This window comes from Burkholderia sp. MSMB1072 (assembly GCF_001524725.1).
In the GTDB taxonomy this organism is placed as follows: Bacteria; Pseudomonadota; Gammaproteobacteria; order Burkholderiales; family Burkholderiaceae; genus Burkholderia.
This window is the reverse complement of sequence record NZ_LOYC01000009.1, coordinates 98,712-117,008: the sequence shown is the minus strand read 5'-3', so window position 1 is coordinate 117,008 and position 18,297 is coordinate 98,712. Positions and strand designations below refer to the sequence as shown.

Genomic DNA, 18,297 nt, shown 5'->3' with positions numbered 1-18,297 from the left:
GAACGCCGTGTCCACCGATGGTCTACTGATGCCGGACTGCCGGGGGGATGTCAGCGCTTATCGCGCGTCTGCCCGAGCGGACGACACCACGCATGCCGGAGCAGCACGTGAAAAACGAAATCAGAACCATCCTGAAGCACGTCGCCCACCTCGAAGCCGCGATCGATTCGATCGGCGACGGGGACGACCTCTACGAAGCGGGCCTCTCCTCGCTCGATACGATCCAGTTGATGCTCGCGATCGAAAAGCAGTTCAACATCGAGATTCCCGACGAGATGCTGAACCGCAACCTGTTCCGCAGCATCGACGCACTCGCGGACACGATCGCCACGCTGCAACGCACCGAGCACTCCGCATGAGCGCGCTGCTTCCCGAACTCGCGTCCAACAGCGATTCGCATCGGCTCGACGAGGCCGCGCATGCCGTCGCACAGATCGCCGCCCAGCATGCCGATGCGGTCGATCGCGACGCGCGCTGCCCCGTCGAGGCGATCGAGGCGATGCGCGCGCGCCGGCTGCTCGGCGCCATGGTGCCGACCCATCTCGGCGGCGCGGGTGCGTCGCTGGAAGACATCGCGTCGGCCTGCTCGATCCTCGGCCAGGCGTGCGCATCGTCGGCGATGGTGTTCGCGATGCACCAGATCCAGGTCGCCTGCATCGTCGACCACGCCGCCGACCAGGGCTGGCACAAGCTGTTCCTGCAGCAGCTCGTGCGTCACCAGTGGCTGCTCGCATCGGCCACGTCGGAAGACGGCGTCGGCGGCAACCTGCGCGCGAGCCAGTGCGCGCTCGAAATCGACGCCAGCGGGTTCCGGTTGCACAAATCCGCGCCGACGATCTCGTACGGCGACTACGCGGACGGTATTCTCGCCACCGCGCGACGCGATGCGGACGCGCCGGCTTCCGAGCAGGTGCTCGTCACGCTGCTGCGCGACGGCTATACGCTCACGCGCCGCGGCGAATGGGACACGCTCGGCATGCGCGGCACGTGCAGCAACGGCTTCGTGCTCGACGCGCAAGGCGCCGCCGTGCAATGCCTGCCGGTGCCGTTCGCGAAGATCGCCGAGGAAACGATGGTGCCGGTCTCGCACATCCTGTGGGCCGCGGTGTGGATCGGCGTGGCCGGCGACGCATTCCATCGCGCGCATCAGTTCTTCCGCGCGCAGGCGCGCCAGACCGACGGCGCACCGTCACCCGCCGCGCGACGCATCGCCGAATCGCTCGCGCTGATGCAGGCGATGCAGGCCCGCGTCGACAACGTGCTGCGCCTCCACGCGAACGCGTCGGCCCGCTCGTGGTCGGCCGGCATGGCCTGGGCCGCCGAGATCAATACGCTGAAGACCTACGTGTCGGCGACCGCGCTCGAAGTCGCGCACCAGGCGATGATGATCTGCGGGATGGCCGGCTACAAGCAAGGCACGCCGTTCAGCATCGGCCGCCACATTCGCGACCTGCACGCGGCGCCGCTGATGATCAGCAACGACCGCATTGCCGCCAACACCGCGAGCCTGTTGCTCGCCCTGCGTCCCGCCACGCTGGAGAAACATACGTGAACGATCGCCTCGCCGTGCCCTCCGCCGCCTCCGTCCCCGCCGACGCACCGCTCGACCGTGCGGGCGTCAATCCGCTGCGCGATGCGCTGATCGACGCAGGCCTGCTGGTTTCGACCGGCATCCAGGGCCTGTTCGGCCGCAGCGAACGATTCGAGCGCGTGGTCGAAGCGCTCGACGCGTTCGTCACGCGCCTCGGCGCCGACCAGCAGGCCGAAGTGCTGCGCTTCCCGCCGGCGATGAGCCGCACCGAGTTCGAGCGCAGCGAATACATGAAGAGCTTCCCGCAACTGGCGGGCAGCGTGCACGCGTTCTGCGGCGACGAACGCCAGCACCAGCGCGTGCTGCAATGCCTCGATCGCGGCGACGACTGGACCGAAAACCAGAAGCCGACCTACGTCGTGATGACGCCGGCCGCGTGCTACCCCGTGTATCCCGTCGTCGCGCGCGCGGGGGCGCTGCCCGCCGACGGCCGGATCGTCGACGTGTTCTCGTACTGCTTCCGTCACGAACCGTCGCTCGACCCGACCCGCATGCAGCTGTTCCGGATGCGCGAATACGTGCGGATCGGCACGCCCGAGCAGATCGTCTCGTTCCGCGAGACGTGGATGGAACGCGGCACGCGGATGATCGAAGCGCTGCACCTGCCGAATGCGATCGATCTCGCGAACGATCCGTTCTTCGGGCGCGGCGGCAAGATCGTCGCGAACAGCCAGCGCGAGCAGAACCTGAAGTTCGAGCTGCTGATTCCGATCGAGCACGACGGCCGGCAGACTGCGTGCCTGAGCTTCAACTACCACATGGACCATTTCGGGCTGCTGTGGGACATCCGCACCGCGACGGGCGACGTCGCGCACACGGGCTGCGTCGGCTTCGGCCTCGAACGGCTCACGCTCGCGCTGTTCCGCCACCACGGCTTCGACATCGACGCCTGGCCGCAAGCGGTCCGCGACGTGCTGTGGGGCACGCCATGAGGTTCGTTTCCCGCGACGGCGAAGACGCGTCGTTCGAGGGGGTGCGCCACCGCGCACGCCACTACCGGCCGCACCCGCTGCACAGTCAGGAGATGGTCTGGAAGCAGACCAACTGCTATGTCGACATGTGGCTCGAGGTGCTCCGGTGGTGGGGTCTCAATCCGTATGCGGCGCTGCCGTTTACGATCGCGCTCGATTTCGAGGGCGACCAGTTCACGTTCTTCAAGTTTCCGCACGACGAGCTGGAGCGGCTCTACGGGATCGTCGTGCAGGAACATTCGATCTACGAGCCGCTCGACCAGCACATCGAGACGCAGGTCGCGCGCGGCCACCTGATGATCGTCGAGGTCGACGCGTGGTTCCTGCCCGATACGCGCGGCAGCAGCTACCGCACGCAGCACACGAAGACGACGATCGGCATCGACGCGATCGACCGTGCGAAGCACCAGATCGGCTACTTCCACAACAGCGGCTATTACGTCGCCGAGGATTTCGACTACAACGGGCTCGTCGGCGCGAGCTCGCCGATGACGCTGCCGCCGTACGTCGAATGCGCGAAGCGACGCTTTGCACCGCTCGACGAACGCGCGCTGTGCGAAGCCTCGCTCGCCGCGTTGCAGCGCCACCTGCGGCGCCTGCCGATCGTCGATCCGATCGCGGCGTTCCGCCGGCAGTTGCAGACCGACGCGCGCATCCTCGCGGGCGCGCCGCTCGAGCGCTTCCACGCGTACTCGTTCAATTCGGTGCGGCAGCTCGGCGCGAATTTCGAACTATTCGGCCACTATGCACGCTGGCTGCAAGCGAGCGGCTGCACCGGACCGTTCGCCGAAATCCGCGCCGCGTGCGATCGCATCGCGTCCGAGGCGATGGTGCTCGAATTCCGGCTCGCGCGCGCGTGCGCACGCGGCAAGGAAGAATACGGCGATTCGACGCTCGAAGCGATCGAGGTCGCGTATGCCGACCTCGTCGCGTGCGCTCGGCAGATCGGCGCGCCGCTGCGGCACGTGACGCCCGTGCGCGCCGACACCGCACCCGTGTCGGCCATGCGGTGACGCGCGCGCGCCCCCTGCCCGCATGGTCGATGCTGGCGACGGCCGCGGGCGCCGTGCGCGAACCGCGCGACCTCCCGGCCGATCGCGGCAGCTGGATTGCGGCGCCGGTGCCCGGCACGGTCGCGCAGGCGCTCGCGCTGGCCGGCCGGCTCGACGAAGCCGCGTCGCTCGACGAGCGCGATCACTGGTACCGGCTCGAGCTGCGCGGGCGCGGACCGCGCATCCTGCGCTTTCACGGCCTCGCGACGCTCGCCCACGCATGGCTCGACGACACGCCGATCCACCGCTCGGACAGCATGTTCGTCGCTCACGACGTGCCCGTGTCGCTCGACGGCACGCACCGGCTGACCATCTGCTTCCGCGCGCTCGCGCCGCATCTGCGCGACGCGCGCGCGCCGCGCCGTGCGCGCTGGCGCACGCGGCTCGCCGAACCCGCCGCATTGCGCACGATCCGCACGTCGCTGTTCGGGCACATGCCGGGCTGGTTTCCGCCGTATGTACCCACCGGCCCGTGGCGGCCCGTCGAGGTGCTCGATCCGGCCGACGGCCCCGTTCTGGCCGATTGCAAACTGCATGCCCGTATCGAAGGCGACACGGGCTGGCTCGACGCGGAACTGACGTTCGCCGCGCCGCTGCCCGACGCGTTCGCGGCACGGCTGTCGTGCGGCGACCATCACGCGACGCTCGAACGTGCCGACATCGACCAACTGCGCGCAAGCGTTGCGATACCGAACGTGCGTCGCTGGTGGCCGCATACGCACGGCGACCCGGCGCTCTACGAGGTCGTGCTGCATATCGGCGCCGCGCGCCGGTCGCTCGGCTCGACGGGTTTCCGCACGATCGAGATCGATTCCGGCATCGACGGCAAGGGGTTCGGGCTGCGCATCAATGGCGTGCCGGTGTTCGCGCGCGGCGCATGCTGGAGCAGCGCCGCGCCGCTCGCGCTGCACGCCGACGACGCGACCTACGCCCGCCTGCTCGGGCTCGCACGCGACGCCGGCTTCAACATGATCCGCGTCGGCGGCACGATGACCTACGAGGCCGACGCGTTCCACGCATGGTGCGACCGGCTCGGGCTGCTGGTCTGGCAGGACTTCGGTTTCGCGAACTTCGATTACGCGCTCGACGATCCCGAGTTCGCGGCCAACGTCGATCGCGAAGCGAGCCAGCTCCTTTCGCGTCACGGCGCTTCGCCGTCGCTTGCGGTGCTGTGCGGCGGCAGCGAGATCGCGCAACAGGCCGCGATGTCGGGGCTCGGGCCGAAGCAGCGCTTCGTCGAGCTGACGGCCGACCGGCTGGCCGGCCACGCGGCCGCGCACCGCCCCGATGTCCCGTACGTGCCCGATTCGCCCGACGGCGGCGTGCTGCCGTTCACGCCGCGCGAACGCGTGTCGCACTACTACGGCGTCGGCGCGTACCTGCGTCCGCTCGACGACGCGCGCCGCGCGGACGTGCGCTTCGCGAGCGAATGCCTCGCGTTCGCGAACGTGCCGTGCGATGCGACGCTCGCGGAACTCGGCTGGCCCGGCGTGCACGAGCCGCGCTGGAAGGCGGCCGTGCCGCGCGACCCCGGCACGTCGTGGGATTTCGACGATATCCGCGACCACTATCTGCAGACGCTGTACGACGTCGCGCCCGACCGGCTGCGACGCGAGGATCCGGCGCGCTACTTCGAGCTGTCGCGTGCGGTGATCGCGGACGTGATGCGCGAGACGTTTTCCGAATGGCGACGCACCGGTTCGCGTTGCGCCGGCGCGCTCGTGTGGCAGTTCCAGGACGTGATGCCGGGCGCCGGATGGGGCGTGATCGACGCCGCGCACCGCCCGAAATCGGCATGGTATGCGCTGCGCCAGGTGCTGCAGCCGATCCAGGTGCTGCTCGTGGACGAAGGCCTGAACGGGCTCGACGTGCACGTGGTCAACGAGCGCCCGGCGCCGCTGTCGGCCGCGATCGACCTGGTCGCGCTACGCGACGGCCGTACGCCGGTCGCACGAGCCGGCTGCCCGGTGCGGATCGCCGCGCACGACACGGTGCGGCTCGGCTCGGCCGAACTGCTCGGCCGCTTCTTCGACTGGACCTACGCGTACCGCTTCGGCCCCTGCGAACACGATACGGTCGTCGCGACACTGCGCGCCGACGACGGCACGCTGCTGTCGCAGGCGTTCCATTTCCCGTCCCGCACGCATCCTGCCGTGCTGGCGCGTCGCGAACCGGGGATCGAGGCATGCGTATCGCGCACCGGCGAGACCTGGCACGTCGACATCGACACGCGGCATGTCGCACGCCACGTGCAGATCGACGCACCGGGTTTCATGCCGAGCGACGACTGGTTCCATCTCGCGCCCGGCACGCCGGCGCGCATCGCGCTCATTCCATTGCGAATCGACGGAAAGCCCGCGGCGGCCGACGGCGATGCGCCGCCCGCGGTGGAAATCCGGGCCGTGAACGCCGCGCGCGCGGTGCGGGCCAGCCAGGCCGGGTGACGACGCTCGCGGCCGCCGCGAGCGTCGCGCTGCCGCGTATCAGTCGGACGAGCCCGTGCTGCGCGGCCGCTCGATGCCGTACGCCTCCATCCAGCGATACAGCGTCGCGCGCGACACGCCGAGTTCGCGCGCGGAAGCGGCGACGCGCCCGCGCGTGCGCAGCAACGCGGTTTCGATCGCTTCGCGCTCGATCGACTTGCGGATGTCGGCCACCGACGGCGACGCCGCGTCGAGACAGTATTCGAGCTCGAGATCCTGCGCGGTGATCAGACGCCCTTCCGTCATCACGACCGCCCGGCGCACGCGGTTGATCAATTCGCGGACGTTGCCCGGCCAGTCGTGCTTGTAGAGCGCCGTGATCGCATCCGTCGAGAACCCGCGCACGCGATGGCGCGCATCGCCGCGAAAGCGCTCGAGCATGTGATGCGCGAGCAGTTCGATGTCCTTGCCGCGCGCGCGCAGCGGCGGCTGATCGATGCGCATCACGCACAGACGGTGGAACAGGTCGGCGCGAAAGCGCCCTTCCTCCATCGCATCGCGCAGATCGACGTGCGTCGCCGACACGATCCGGACATCGACCGGTACCGGATCGCTGCCGCCAAGCCGATGAATCGCGCGTTCCTGCAGAAACCGCAGCAGGCTCGCCTGGCTTTCGTGGGGAAGGTCGCCGATTTCGTCGAGCAGCAGCGTGCCGCCGTTCGCGGCCTCGACGTAGCCGATCTTGCGCGCGTTCGCGCCGGTAAACGCGCCGCGCTCGTAGCCGAATAGTTCCGATTGCAGCAGATGCGGCGGAATCGCGCCGCAGTTGACCGCGACGAACGGGCCGTTGCGCCGCTCCGAATGACGGTGGATCGCGACGGCCGTGAGCTCCTTGCCCGTTCCCGTTTCGCCGAACACGAACACCGGTGCGTCGGTGCGCGCGAAACGCCGCACCGTATCGAACAGCCGCAGCATCGCGCTGCAGGTGCCGACGATGCCCTTTTCCTCCGATTCGAGCTGTTCGCGATCGCGCGCGAACAGGCATTCCATGCCGTAGGCGTGGCCGACCGTATCGGCAATCCGCTGGTGCGACGCCGGCAGCGTGACGTAGTCGAAGCAGTAGTCGCGCAACAGCGCGCGCACGTTCGGCGACGCAGTCTGGCCGGCATCCACGAGCGCCACCCAGACGACGTCGCGCATCGACGCGCAGGTCGACGCGATGCTGCCGATCGCATCGGCGTGGCCGCCGCTCAAGTCGAGAATGCCGCAGGTAATTTCGCCGGACGTGTCGCGCAGCTCGTTCGCATGCGCGACGACCGACACTTTCCAGTCGCGGCGCGACAATTCCTTTCGCAGCATCACGGACGGCGACTGCGTCCAGTAAATCAGCGGACGCTGCCCGTTACCGCTCCCCACGCCGGCGCTCTTATCGCGCGTTATTGGCATATTCATAACGAACCATCACTTTCCGCACTCCGCGAACCGTTCGCGTGCGCTGCGGCCGGCGGCGCATGGCCGCCTTTCCGCGCTGCGTTTCCGCAGCTTTGGCGAAGATCGAAACTGCACACGGCGAGAACCCCCGGAGATCGAGCCGGCTGTCATCCGGCCTCGTTGTCATCGAACTCGAACGGAATGCGCGACTGCAGGAGCCATGACATTCCGGCTTTGAAGCGACCCGCCGTCAGGCGGGGCACGTCGGCACACGGAAACGCCGACCCGCATGGGCGTCGCATCGTACACGACGGTCGCACCCAATGCCGAGCCGGAGGGCGGCCAAACCGCGCCCGGATCGCCCGCCCCATTTCATCCGCACCTGAATTTACACCCCGTTGCCAGTTGGCCTTGTTACCAAAAGATAAACGTGAATCAGTCGGTTACGCTGCTCGTGGCCCGGCGCTCCGCGCTTTTGACCACTGAGATTTGATTATCTATGACCATTCCCGTCAATCAGTGGCAAATACTACTTTTCCGCAAGATTGATCCGGTCGATTGCCCGCGATTTCCATCGAAATCTCCCAAAAAGCAAAGTACCGTGCTCCGCGGACCGCATAATCGCGCGCGCCCCCGGGTCGCCGCATCGCCTCCCGCCGGCGCGCCGGCCACCCGGCCGTTACACGTCGTAATCACCGGCATCGCGCCGCGCAGGCGCTTTTCGGCGAAATCCTGCCGGCTGGCCGGATACCGGGCGGCGGCCCGCGCGTCGTGCGGTGCAGCATGATGGCCATCCTTGCGCGATCCGCCCGCCCGCAGGTCCCGGCCCGAAGCGCCCCCACCGGCAGATCACCGCGGCGGTGCAAGCGCGCGAGCAGCAGCGCCCCCTTGCGGGCGTGCAGGATGGCGATCGGATGGCGGGGGGATCACCTCGCCCGGTGTGCACGATGCGATCGGCGGCGAGCCAGCGCCCGGCACTCCTGCGCGCAGCCGGTCCGTCGTCAACGATGCAATCTCGGCCCCGTCTCCCGGCGCGCGGTTTGCGTGCGATGTCGGCCGGGCGCGCTTCATTGCAGGCCGCCACGATGAACCAATTATGAAAAAGCACTGGCCCCGACGGTGTGTGCTACCGCACATTGCGACGCTCCCGTGCCGCGCGCATCGCCTGGTATCCCGCGCCGCGCCTGCGAATCCGGAGCGTGAGTGCGCTTTCGAACAGACCGCTGCACCACGCATCGGGATGATGAAGATCGCCGCGCCGCACGGATCGACCGCATCCGCGCGGCGTGCCGAAGGCATCACGCGAGGACAGCATCATGGAATGGCATTGTTGTGAATTCGAACATCTGAGCGCCGTCGATCTCTATGCAATCCTGCGCGCGCGCAACGCCGTGCTGGTGGTCGAGGACGCGCACACGCATCTCGACATCGACGGCAAGGACGCGGGCGCGCTGCACGTCTATGCGAGCGTGCGCGACGGCGACGCGATGGAAGTCGCGGCCTACGCACGCATCCTGCCCGGCGACGACATCGATCCGGACGTCGTGATCGACAAGGTGCTGACGAGCGAAAGCTGCCGCGACGACGACACGCTCGAACGCCTGATCGGGCGCGCGCTCACCGCCGCGCAGGCCGCATGGCCGGAGGCGGCGGTGCGCACGCACGTCCCCGCGCCGCGCCAGGCGTTCTACAAACAGTTCGGATTCCGCAAGGCCTACGGGCCGTATCTCGAACAGGGCGCGCCGTTCGTCGGCATGATACGGTCGGCCGACCGCGCGGCCGGCGCGCTGCGTCACCTGCTGTCGCGAGCCGTTTCGGTCTCGCGCCACGACGACGCGCGCGCCGACGGCCGCGCGCGCACCCTGCTCCCTGCCGATACCGGAGCGAACCGATGACCCGCACCCTTCGTCCGGTTCCCGAACCCGATCTGCCGAGCATCCTGCCGGTGATTCTCGCCGGCGGCTCCGGCACGCGGCTGTGGCCGCTGTCGCGCGAGCAGTATCCGAAGCAACTGATCGAGCTGGTATCGAACGAGTCGCCGCTGTCGGCAACGGCGCGCCGCCTGAACGGTATCGCGAACGCATCGCTCGGCGACACGCTGCTGCTCGTATGCGGCGAACAGCATCGCTTCATGAGCGCCGAGCAGGTGCACGGCCGCTCGGCGCCCGCCCGCATCCTGCTGGAACCGGCCGCGCGCAACACCGCGCCCGCGCTGACGCTCGCCGCGCTCGACGCGAGTGCGCTCGCGGACGATCCCGTGCTCGCCGTGATGCCGGCCGATCACGTGATCGTCGACGTCGGCGCGTTCCAGGACGCGATCGCACGTGCGGCACGCTATGCGCAGGAAGGCGCGATCGTCACGCTCGGCGTGCTGCCGCGCCGCGCGGAGACGGGCTACGGCTACATCCAGGTCGGCGAGCCGCGTTCGGGCCACCACGGCAGCCAGGGCGGTTACGCGATCGGGCGTTTCGTCGAAAAACCCGACGCGACGCTCGCCGAACGCTATCTGCAATCGGGCGATTACTGGTGGAACAGCGGGATCTTCGTCACGCGCGCATCGGTCTGGCTGAAGGCCATCGGCGCGCTTGCGCCCGACATTCATGCGGCCTGCGAGAGCGCGTGGCGCGCGGGCGTCGCCGACGATCCGTTCTTCCGGATCGACGCGGCGGCCTTCGACGCATGCCCGTCGGATTCGATCGACTATGCGGTGATGGAGCGCCTCGCGGAACACGGCGAGCTCGGCATAGAAGGCATCGTCGTGCCGCTCGCGGCCGGCTGGTCGGACGTCGGCACATGGGACGCGATCTGGGAAATCATGCCGAAGGACGATCACGGCAACGTCGCGCGCGGCCCCATCGTGTTCGAGGATACGCAGGACAGCCTGGTGCGCTCGGAAGGCCGCCTCATCGCGTGCGTCGGGATGAAGGACGTCGTCGTGATCGAGACGGCCGATGCGGTGCTGGTGGCGAACAAGCACGACGTGCAGCGCGTGAAGAACATCGTCGCGCGCCTGAAGACCGACCGGCGCCCGCAGGCGAGCGAGCACCGCAAGGTGCAGCGGCCGTGGGGCCATTACGATTCGATCGATCTCGGCGAGCGCTTCCAGGTGAAGCGGATCGTCGTCGAGCCCGGCAGGCGGCTGTCGCTGCAGATGCACTATCACCGCGCCGAACACTGGATCGTCGTGCGCGGCACCGCGAAGGTGACGCGCGGCGCCGAGACGTTCCTGCTGTGCGAGAACGAATCGACGTACATCGCCGTCGGCGAAGTACATCGACTCGAGAATCCCGGCCGGATTCCGCTCGAAATCATCGAGGTGCAATCGGGCGACTATCTCGGCGAGGACGATATCGTCCGCTTCGACGATCAGTATGGCCGGGAGACTTGCGTACCGCCGGAACCGGCTACGCGGAAGGCGGCCGTGCTGGCCGCGCCGTCGACGGGCGACGCGTGCTGACCGCACGGGCATGGCGCCCGCGCGTCACCGCACGACGATCGCCGTCGACACGACGTTCTGGATGAACGGCTTGCCGACGGCCTTGATGAAGTAGGTGCCCGCCCGGGCGCCCGGCAGCGGCATGCTCGTCGTGTCGGCCGGATAGCGGCCGGCCAGCGCGAACGCGCCGTCGCCGAGCCGCTCGTACAGCTCGAGATGGTCGACGGTCTCCGGATGGGTGATCCTGACGGTCAGGCTCGCACCCACGGGCTGCGCGTCGATTGCGGTGCAACTGGCGATGCCGGTTTCGAGCGCGCTGCCTTCCTCGTAGTCGTTCCAGGTGATCAGTTGAACGAACGGCAATTGTTGCCGCACGCTGTAGCGCTCGTTGATCGTCCTGAACGTGTCCAGCCAGGTCCGGCCGCACGACGGCGCGAGAAAGCGCGGCGCCGCAGCGCCCCACGATGCCTTCGTATCGTCGAAGCCGCTCCATACGCCGCCGACCGTGATCGTCCCTGGCGGCTGATTCCGTGCGATGTCGTAGAAGCGCTCGCGATACAGCAGGTCGCGCCGTATGCCGACCGCTTGCGGCGCGGCGCGCGGCGACGGCTGCGTCCACACGTACGCGCCCTTGCTGTACGGAAGATCGAAGCCCTGCACCAACGTATGAATCCAGTAGACGTCGGGGTACGCCGCGTGAATCCGTGCCCAGTCGGCCTTGCCGACCGCGTCCATCCCGAACTCGGACACGACCGGATGGCCGTTGTAGCGCAGATACTGGCTCGACGTGAAGTATTCGCGGCTGATGTACGCGAGGTTGTGCAGGATCGTCGCGGTCAGGTCGCAGCCGCGGCACGCATTGAACTTGAAGGAACCGCTGTCGATCATGATCGAGAACGTCATCCCGGGAAACTTCGCGAGTTCGGGCAGCGATGCCTGCCACGCCGTGTCGACGAAATGGCCCTCGCCGTACCAATCCACGATCACGCCGTCGATGCCTCTCGAACGCATGTCGGCGAAGGTGCGAAACGCCTGGCGGGGATCGTCGGATCGATAGCCGACGTTCACACCGCGCCGGTCGGGGCCCCACCATGGAAGGTAGTGCGCGAGCACCTGCGTCGTGCTGCCCGGGTACAGCAACGTGTGCACGTCGATTTTCGATATCGACGTCGTGCCGGCGAGCAGCCCGTTCGACGAGCCCTTGAAATCGGGGCTGCCGGACGTATTGGCCGGCGCGAGCGCCATCACGCGCTCGCCGCCCTGGCAATGACCGTAGACGGCCGACAACGCCAGTGCGCCAAGGGCGACCGCCACGATGCGTCGCAATGCCCGCATAACGCTCCTCTTGATCAAGTATCGCGGCCGCGGGACGAACGCGCGGCCGCGATGTATCCTGGCCGAACCCGGCCCAGGTCGACGCATCCGCTGCGCGCCGCTAACCGCCCTGCTGCCCGCCGAGCCCCATCCACGATGCAAGCTGCGCCGCGTAGCGCGACGGCGTGTACGCCGAACAATCGTAGTGCCGATCGGCGATGCGCAAATGACGACCCAATTCGTCGAACGCATTCGTCAGGCCGTCCGGCGAATTCCGGTACAGGATCTTGTTGCCGATCTCGCTACCGAACGTCGACAGGCTGCCGATCTCGTGCGCGAGCACCGGCAGCCCCAGCGTGGCGGCCTCGACCAGCACGAGCGGCGCGTTTTCGGCCCAGACCGACGGCAGCACCAGCGCATCGTGCGCGCGCAGTGCGTGAAACAGCTCGCCGTGGCCGAGTCGCCCGGCGAAACGCAACCGGCCGGCCTGAACCAGATCCTGGTGGCACGTTTCGAGCTGCGTGCGCAGTGTGCCGTCGCCGTACAGCGTCAGACTGCCGATACGGCGGAACGCGGTCCGGCGAGCCAGTTCGATGAACTCGTGTATGCCCTTCTCCGCATCGAGCCGCCCCACATAGGCGAGATCGAACTGCTCGCGATCGCATACGCGCGGCGGGAACGGCTCCGCCAGCGTGCTCACCGGATTCGGCAGCAGTGCGGTGCGCGTGATGCCGCGTTGCGTCAGCGCCATGCGCATGTACGGACTCGGGCACAGGAAAAGGTCGAACACGTTCCGCGGATTGCAATACGCGTACACCGCGTGCCAGTGCAGTTTCTTCACCGTGTCGTGCAGCCGCCCGCGCGGGCTCGCCAGCGCGAACAGGCGCGCCGGATTCGACAGCGCATCGACCGGAACCGGCACCAGCCGCCCGTTGCGATAGGCGAGCAGGTTCGGGTTGTAGAACACCAGATGGTAGTCGTGACACGTGAGATACGTGCGAAATCCCTGCTCGCGGCGCCGCCGTGCGAGTACCGGCAGGATCGATTGCGTCAGCAAATTGTGATAGTTGTGCACGAGCACGCGATGCGGACGCACGTCGTCGAGCAACGTCGCCAGTGCGCCCGCCGCGGCGCGGTTCCAGCCGCGCGCGAACGCGCCTTCGCCCGCCGCGAAATTCGTCTCGTCGAACGAGTACACGTCCACGTCCGGGATCTTGCGCAACACCTCGATGGAGGTCTGGTAGACCTCCTCCGCGCCGCCCTTGCGCGCGTAGTCGTTGACGACGACGACGCGCGTCGCCTCCGCGCGGGAGCCGATCGACGACCACCCGTTCAATTCGGCATCCCGAACGTGCATCGAACCACCCGGTATCGCGGCATGCCGCCGCCATCGTCATGCACCACCGTACTCGTCAGCATCGTCTGCGCTCCGTATCGTCCATTCCATTCGTATCGGCAACGCGAGATCGCCGTTCCAAGCCGTTCCAAGCCATTTCATCCGTCCGCGCGCCAGCCGCTTCGCACCGGGCCCGGCGTCGCATCGACCGACCGATTGTCGACCGGCAGATCGCCGCCGCGCCGCCGCGATGCGGTCAAGCGATGCGCGAGCCGCACACAGGGCGCTTCGCAATACCGGTAGCTCAGATACGACAACGCAATCAACGGCACGACCGGAACGATCATGTAGACGCCCAGCGGCCATCCGGTCCATCTGTAGTGTTCGCACAGCCAGTAGAACCCGAACAGCGGGATCGCGTGAAACAGGTAAATCGAGTAGCTGACCTCGCCGAGCTTCGCCATCGCGCGCGCGCGGACTTTCAATACCGTCGCCATCGCCACGAAGATCGCGACGCCGACCACATAAGCCAGCGACGACGGCAGATGATCGACGTTGTGATGGCGCCAGTCGTTGGCCGCGCCGACGAGCGCCACGCCGACGATCATCGCGGTCAGCAGCCCCGCCACGCATCGGTACGTCAGCGCGATGCCGGCGTGTTCGCCCCGCCCCCCTCTCACCCGCAGCGTGTCGAGCGGCCGGTCGTAGGCCTGACGAAAACATGCGCCCCAGAACATGATCGCGAGGTGATACGACATGGCCTTGTACTGGCCCAGCGTGTCGTCGGGAAAGACGTGCAGCGCGACGGTCGTCACGAACACCGCGCACAGCCCGATGCAGGCGAGCGACAGGTCGCGCATCCGATGCAGCCCGCCCCACCAGAACAGCACGAGGCAAAGCCCGTAGAAATACAGCTCCGTTTCGAGCGTCCAGTAATGCCCCATGACCGGCTCCTGACCGAACGCGGTCGGGATCATCGTCGCATTGGCGATCAGCAGCGTCGCGCTCACCGGTTTGCCGAACAGCGTCCAGAAGACGACGCAGCCGATCGGAATGGACAACCAGAATGCCGGATACAGCCGCAGGAAACGGCGGATCAGGAAGCGCCGTGTGCCTGGTCGGACCGGCCCGCGCAAACTGACCGGAATCAACAGGCCGCTGATGCCGAAAAAGACCACCACGCCGATCCGCCCGAAATTGACGGAGCGCTGCAGCGTGTCGAGCCACTGCTGAGCGCCCGCCAGCGCGACGAACCGCTCGGCATAGTGCGTCCAGATGACGAGCAGGACCGCGACGGCGCGCATCGCATCGATATGGTCCAGACGTCCGGAAGGTTCGGAATGCATCGTCATGGTCGCGTAGAGGTTGCCGGCGTCGGCGGAGGACAGACGCGTTACCGTATCACCGCACCGATGCGGCGACTGTGCGACATGTGACACAGCCCCGCGTCGGTCCGGTCATGCCGGCGACTCCGCGTTGATGATCGTCGCCGCCGTCGCGCGACGCGATTCGAGCCCCTTGACGAATTCGCTGCACAGCCCGACCACCGCGTCGGCGGCATGCGAACCGAACACACTGTGATCGAGATCGTCGAGTACGACGGCGCGCGCACCGGCAAATCGCGACAGCCGCTTTCCGCGCGGGCCGAAATACATCGTCACCAGATCGAGGCTGCTGTCGTATGCGCCGCAGACGAACAACGTGCTCACCTCCTTGCGCTGGAGCGCACGCAGGATCTCGTGCGGATCGACCGGGGTCGTGTCCGCGCACGACCAGCCGGCGATCCGGCGTCGCCATGCGCCGATTCGCACGGCCAGCGTCGTCGTCGAGCGCTTCAGCACGAGCCGGACGAACGGCATGATCTTTCGATCGCCGCTCAGCACCTGCTTCCACTTCTTCAGCTCGAAGAACGACGACCGGTAGCCGGCCATCGAATTGGGACGATGCTCGCGCAGCGCGTCGGTCGAGATGCCGTCGGGCATGTGGAAACGCTGCAGGTTCACCGATATGACGCCCGACAGTGCGCGTCCCGCGAGCGCCGCACGCAACGCGCTGTATGCGCCCGAGCAGATGCCGAACGACACGACCTGCCGATACCCTTGCTCCTTCAACCAGTGGGCTGCCGTCGCCACGTCGTCGACGACGGCGCTCGAATAGACCGGCTGGGGCGCATCGAGCGGCGCGCCGTCTTGCGCCGGCGAACTGTCGCCGATCCCGCGTCCGTCGAACCGCAGCGACGCGATGCCGCGGCGCGCGAGCTCGCGGGCGATCCGCACTGACAGCCGGCTGTCGCCGACGTGCGGACTGGCCGACGTGTTCGTGATCAGCACCACCGGCCCCCGGTCGTGCATCTCGTGCGGCGTGCACAGAATGCCGAACAGGCGGCCGGCCGCCCCGAATCGAACCGGCTGCTCGCAGGCTTCCGGCGTGCGCAGCATCAGGTCGGGCTCCCAGTCCGTTTTCTGCGCGGTGCGCGCCGCCGGTCGCTGCGGGCCATCGGTGGCCGCGATCCAGTCGACGACGGCATCGAACACGCGCGTCGGCAAGCGCGAGAACGTCGTTTCCTGCATGAACGCCGCATAGCCTTCGAACGGCCTTTGCTCGACTTTGCCGCCCAGCGCTTCGAGCCGTTTGCGCAGCGGTTCGGTACCGCCGCCGCTCATGTCGACGATCAGCGTTTCCGATGCCGGCGCACCCGTGCGGTCCTTCAACGCGTCGATCGCGTCGAATGCATTGAGCCGCGTACGGAACGCCGCACTGTAGACCTGCCCGAGCACGTTGAGCGGCGCGTCTTGCGGCTGGGCCGCGCGCAGCGGCGCCGGCAACTGGTCGAGCCAGATATTGCGCATGATCGACAGCTCGCGCACGTAGCTGCGCCCGCTCGCCACCGGCGCCAGCAACACCAGCCGATCGACGTCGTCCCGGTCCGCCGCAAGCAGCGCGAATGCCGCGCCCAGCCGCAGGCCGCACAGCGTCACGCGGGTCACGCCGGTTTCCTCGCGCAATCGCGAGATGGCCGCACACACGTCGTCGACGGCCGTTTCGAACTGGTCGTTCGCGCCATCGGCCCCGGCGGAATCGCCGGTGCCGCGGTAATCGAAACGCAGCACCGGCATCCCGCGCGCGGACAGGCGATCCGCCAGATTCCGCATGCCGCCGTGACTCCAGACGGATTCGTGTCCGTACGCGTTGCACAGGACGACACCCCGCGTCCCGCTGCCCGGATGCAGCCATCCGAACCGCCCGTCAAATATGATCGGTCTCATTTTCTATTAGGTATCGGTGAAGAATGGGTACGGCGCCCTGCGGCCCGACCGCTGAACCGGTCGGCCGCAGGACGGCAAATCTCCCGCGGAAGCCTTCCCCTTTCCGGTATCCATGCCGCACATGCAAGGTCCGGAAGCCGGCCACCCGCGAGCCGTTCGGATCACGCCATCGGGGCCCTCCTCTTCGTTGCGGCGCCCGTCACGACGGGCTGCCTGCCGGCGGCGCGATCAGCTCGCGCCACCGACGATCGAATACGGGCATGCTGAAATGCTGCTCGCAGTACGCGGCGAAGCGCGTGGCCGCCGCCACGACGCGATCCAGATCCGCGGTCGGATCGGCGACGAACCGCTCCAGTCTCGTGTCGCTCATCGCCAGCGCATCGTCGTGGAATCCGAGTCCTTCGAACGCGGCTTCGTTGCCGACCGGCACGCAACCGTACGAAACCGCCTCCAGCACCTTCGACTTGATGCCGCCACGCAGAAAAGCAGGACACAACGCGATCGAGCACTCGGTGTAGACATCCGCCTGTGTCGGCGCGAACCCGGCGAACTCGACGTTCGGAACGGGTGCGTACCGGCCGGCCATGCGCCCGTAGATCACCAGCGGCGTGGCCGGCCGGATACGCGCCCACAACGCCACCAGGAATTCGATCGCGAGCCGGTTCTGCAACTGCCGGTCCGAACCGATGAAGACGAACCGGAACGGCGCCGCCGGACGCCGCATCGGCACCAGCGCATGCATCGGCGGCGCGATCACGTGCGTCTTCACGGCCTCGTCGTTCGTGAGGGACCGCCGCAGCGACTGCGCGTCCTCGGTCGAAACGAGCGTGACGGCATGCGACGAGCCGATCGCCGCGCGCTCCTGCCGTTTCAGCGCGAATGCTTCATAGCCGAGGAATGCGTTGCGAACCAGCCTCGCGTTGGCGAGCCTGACGAACGGCCCCGGAATCGACTTCTCCAGATACCCGGCCGACAACGGCAAATCCTGCTCGCGCAGGATGTTTGCGCGGCGCGACATGAGATCGTCGAAATCCACGACGATCCGGCAGCCGGGCACGCTGCGCCGCACCAGGATCGCGTAATCGACGAGCCGGATGCCGTCGAAATAGATCACGTCCGGCCTGATCGCCTCGACGGCGCGCAGCAGCGCCGTGCGCTTGCGCGGATGCGAAAACATCGCCACCTGAAGCGCGCACGGCGCGCCGCGCAACACGCTCCATCCGACCCGCACCGCCGCGCCGATCTTCGCGCGCCAGCCGCCGTCCTCGAACACCGAGCGGATCTTGAATTCGGTTACGTCCATGTGGTCGCCGATTGCCTTCCGGATGAAGCTCAACGTGCGCTCCCGTCCGTTCGATACGTCCTGCGGAATGTCCCGCGTCATCACCATCAGCACCCGGTTTTTCACGAGTGACCTCCCCTACGATCCGAAACCTTCCCGATTCCATGTCCCGCCGGTCCACGCCGGCGCGGCGAA

General features: G+C 67.7%; 13 protein-coding genes. 7 read left to right on the top strand and 6 right to left on the bottom strand.

The window, feature by feature from the left end; genetic code table 11:
- Nucleotides 1–107: 107 nt before the first annotated feature.
- From WS89_RS02590 to WS89_RS02570, 5 genes are read left to right on the top strand one after another with little or no spacing between them, the layout of a single operon-like run.
- Nucleotides 108–359, top strand: a complete 252-nt coding sequence (locus WS89_RS02590) for an acyl carrier protein (RefSeq protein WP_006490451.1) — start codon at nucleotides 108–110, stop codon at nucleotides 357–359.
- On the top strand, nucleotides 356–1,552 hold the full coding sequence (locus WS89_RS02585; RefSeq protein WP_059500686.1) for an acyl-CoA dehydrogenase family protein: 1,197 nt from the start codon (nucleotides 356–358) through the stop codon (nucleotides 1,550–1,552). The genes WS89_RS02590 and WS89_RS02585 overlap by 4 nt, the downstream gene beginning before the upstream one ends.
- Nucleotides 1,549–2,523: an amino acid--[acyl-carrier-protein] ligase gene (locus WS89_RS02580; protein ID WP_059500687.1), complete on the top strand. Its 975-nt coding sequence runs from the start codon at nucleotides 1,549–1,551 to the stop codon at nucleotides 2,521–2,523. Before WS89_RS02585 ends, WS89_RS02580 begins: the two co-directional genes overlap by 4 nt.
- The gene (locus tag WS89_RS02575) at nucleotides 2,520–3,575 is read left to right on the top strand and encodes a DUF1839 family protein (RefSeq protein WP_059789711.1); all 1,056 of its coding nucleotides are present in this window, start codon (nucleotides 2,520–2,522) and stop codon (nucleotides 3,573–3,575) included. Before WS89_RS02580 ends, WS89_RS02575 begins: the two co-directional genes overlap by 4 nt.
- Nucleotides 3,576–3,604: 29 nt before the next feature.
- Complete coding sequence (locus WS89_RS02570; protein ID WP_257128105.1) at nucleotides 3,605–6,058, top strand: glycoside hydrolase family 2 protein; 2,454 nt, start codon at nucleotides 3,605–3,607, stop codon at nucleotides 6,056–6,058.
- Between the two features lie 39 nt (nucleotides 6,059–6,097).
- On the opposite strand, the gene WS89_RS02565 is transcribed toward WS89_RS02570, so the two are convergent.
- Nucleotides 6,098–7,489, bottom strand: a complete 1,392-nt coding sequence (locus WS89_RS02565; RefSeq protein WP_034204976.1) for a sigma-54 dependent transcriptional regulator — start codon at nucleotides 7,487–7,489, stop codon at nucleotides 6,098–6,100.
- A 1,295-nt stretch (nucleotides 7,490–8,784) separates the two neighbouring features.
- Between WS89_RS02565 and WS89_RS02555 the strand changes: the two genes are divergently transcribed.
- Entirely contained in the window at nucleotides 8,785–9,363 is a 579-nt protein-coding gene (locus WS89_RS02555; protein WP_059789400.1) for a hypothetical protein, read from the top strand.
- Nucleotides 9,360–10,925 carry a mannose-1-phosphate guanylyltransferase/mannose-6-phosphate isomerase gene (locus tag WS89_RS02550; protein ID WP_059789399.1) on the top strand — a complete coding sequence of 522 codons (1,566 nt, stop codon included), beginning with the start codon at nucleotides 9,360–9,362 and terminating at the stop codon, nucleotides 10,923–10,925. The genes WS89_RS02555 and WS89_RS02550 overlap by 4 nt, the downstream gene beginning before the upstream one ends.
- Nucleotides 10,926–10,949: 24 nt before the next feature.
- On the opposite strand, the gene WS89_RS02545 is transcribed toward WS89_RS02550, so the two are convergent.
- From WS89_RS02545 to WS89_RS02525, 5 genes are all read right to left on the bottom strand, one after another.
- Complete coding sequence (locus tag WS89_RS02545; RefSeq protein ID WP_059789398.1) at nucleotides 10,950–12,239, bottom strand: hypothetical protein; 1,290 nt, start codon at nucleotides 12,237–12,239, stop codon at nucleotides 10,950–10,952.
- Nucleotides 12,240–12,339: 100 nt separating this feature from the next.
- Nucleotides 12,340–13,554 (bottom strand): glycosyltransferase, encoded by a 1,215-nt coding sequence (locus WS89_RS02540; protein ID WP_082741789.1) that lies wholly within the window; start codon nucleotides 13,552–13,554, stop codon nucleotides 12,340–12,342.
- Nucleotides 13,555–13,712: 158 nt separating this feature from the next.
- The gene (locus WS89_RS02535; RefSeq protein WP_257128104.1) at nucleotides 13,713–14,906 is read right to left on the bottom strand and encodes an acyltransferase family protein; all 1,194 of its coding nucleotides are present in this window, start codon (nucleotides 14,904–14,906) and stop codon (nucleotides 13,713–13,715) included.
- Between the two features lie 105 nt (nucleotides 14,907–15,011).
- Complete coding sequence (locus WS89_RS02530) at nucleotides 15,012–16,820, bottom strand: alpha/beta hydrolase (protein ID WP_059789397.1); 1,809 nt, start codon at nucleotides 16,818–16,820, stop codon at nucleotides 15,012–15,014.
- Between the two features lie 199 nt (nucleotides 16,821–17,019).
- Nucleotides 17,020–18,228, bottom strand: coding sequence for a glycosyltransferase (locus tag WS89_RS02525; RefSeq protein WP_059789396.1), 1,209 nt, complete (start codon nucleotides 18,226–18,228; stop codon nucleotides 17,020–17,022).
- Between the last annotated feature and the right edge of the window lie 69 nt (nucleotides 18,229–18,297).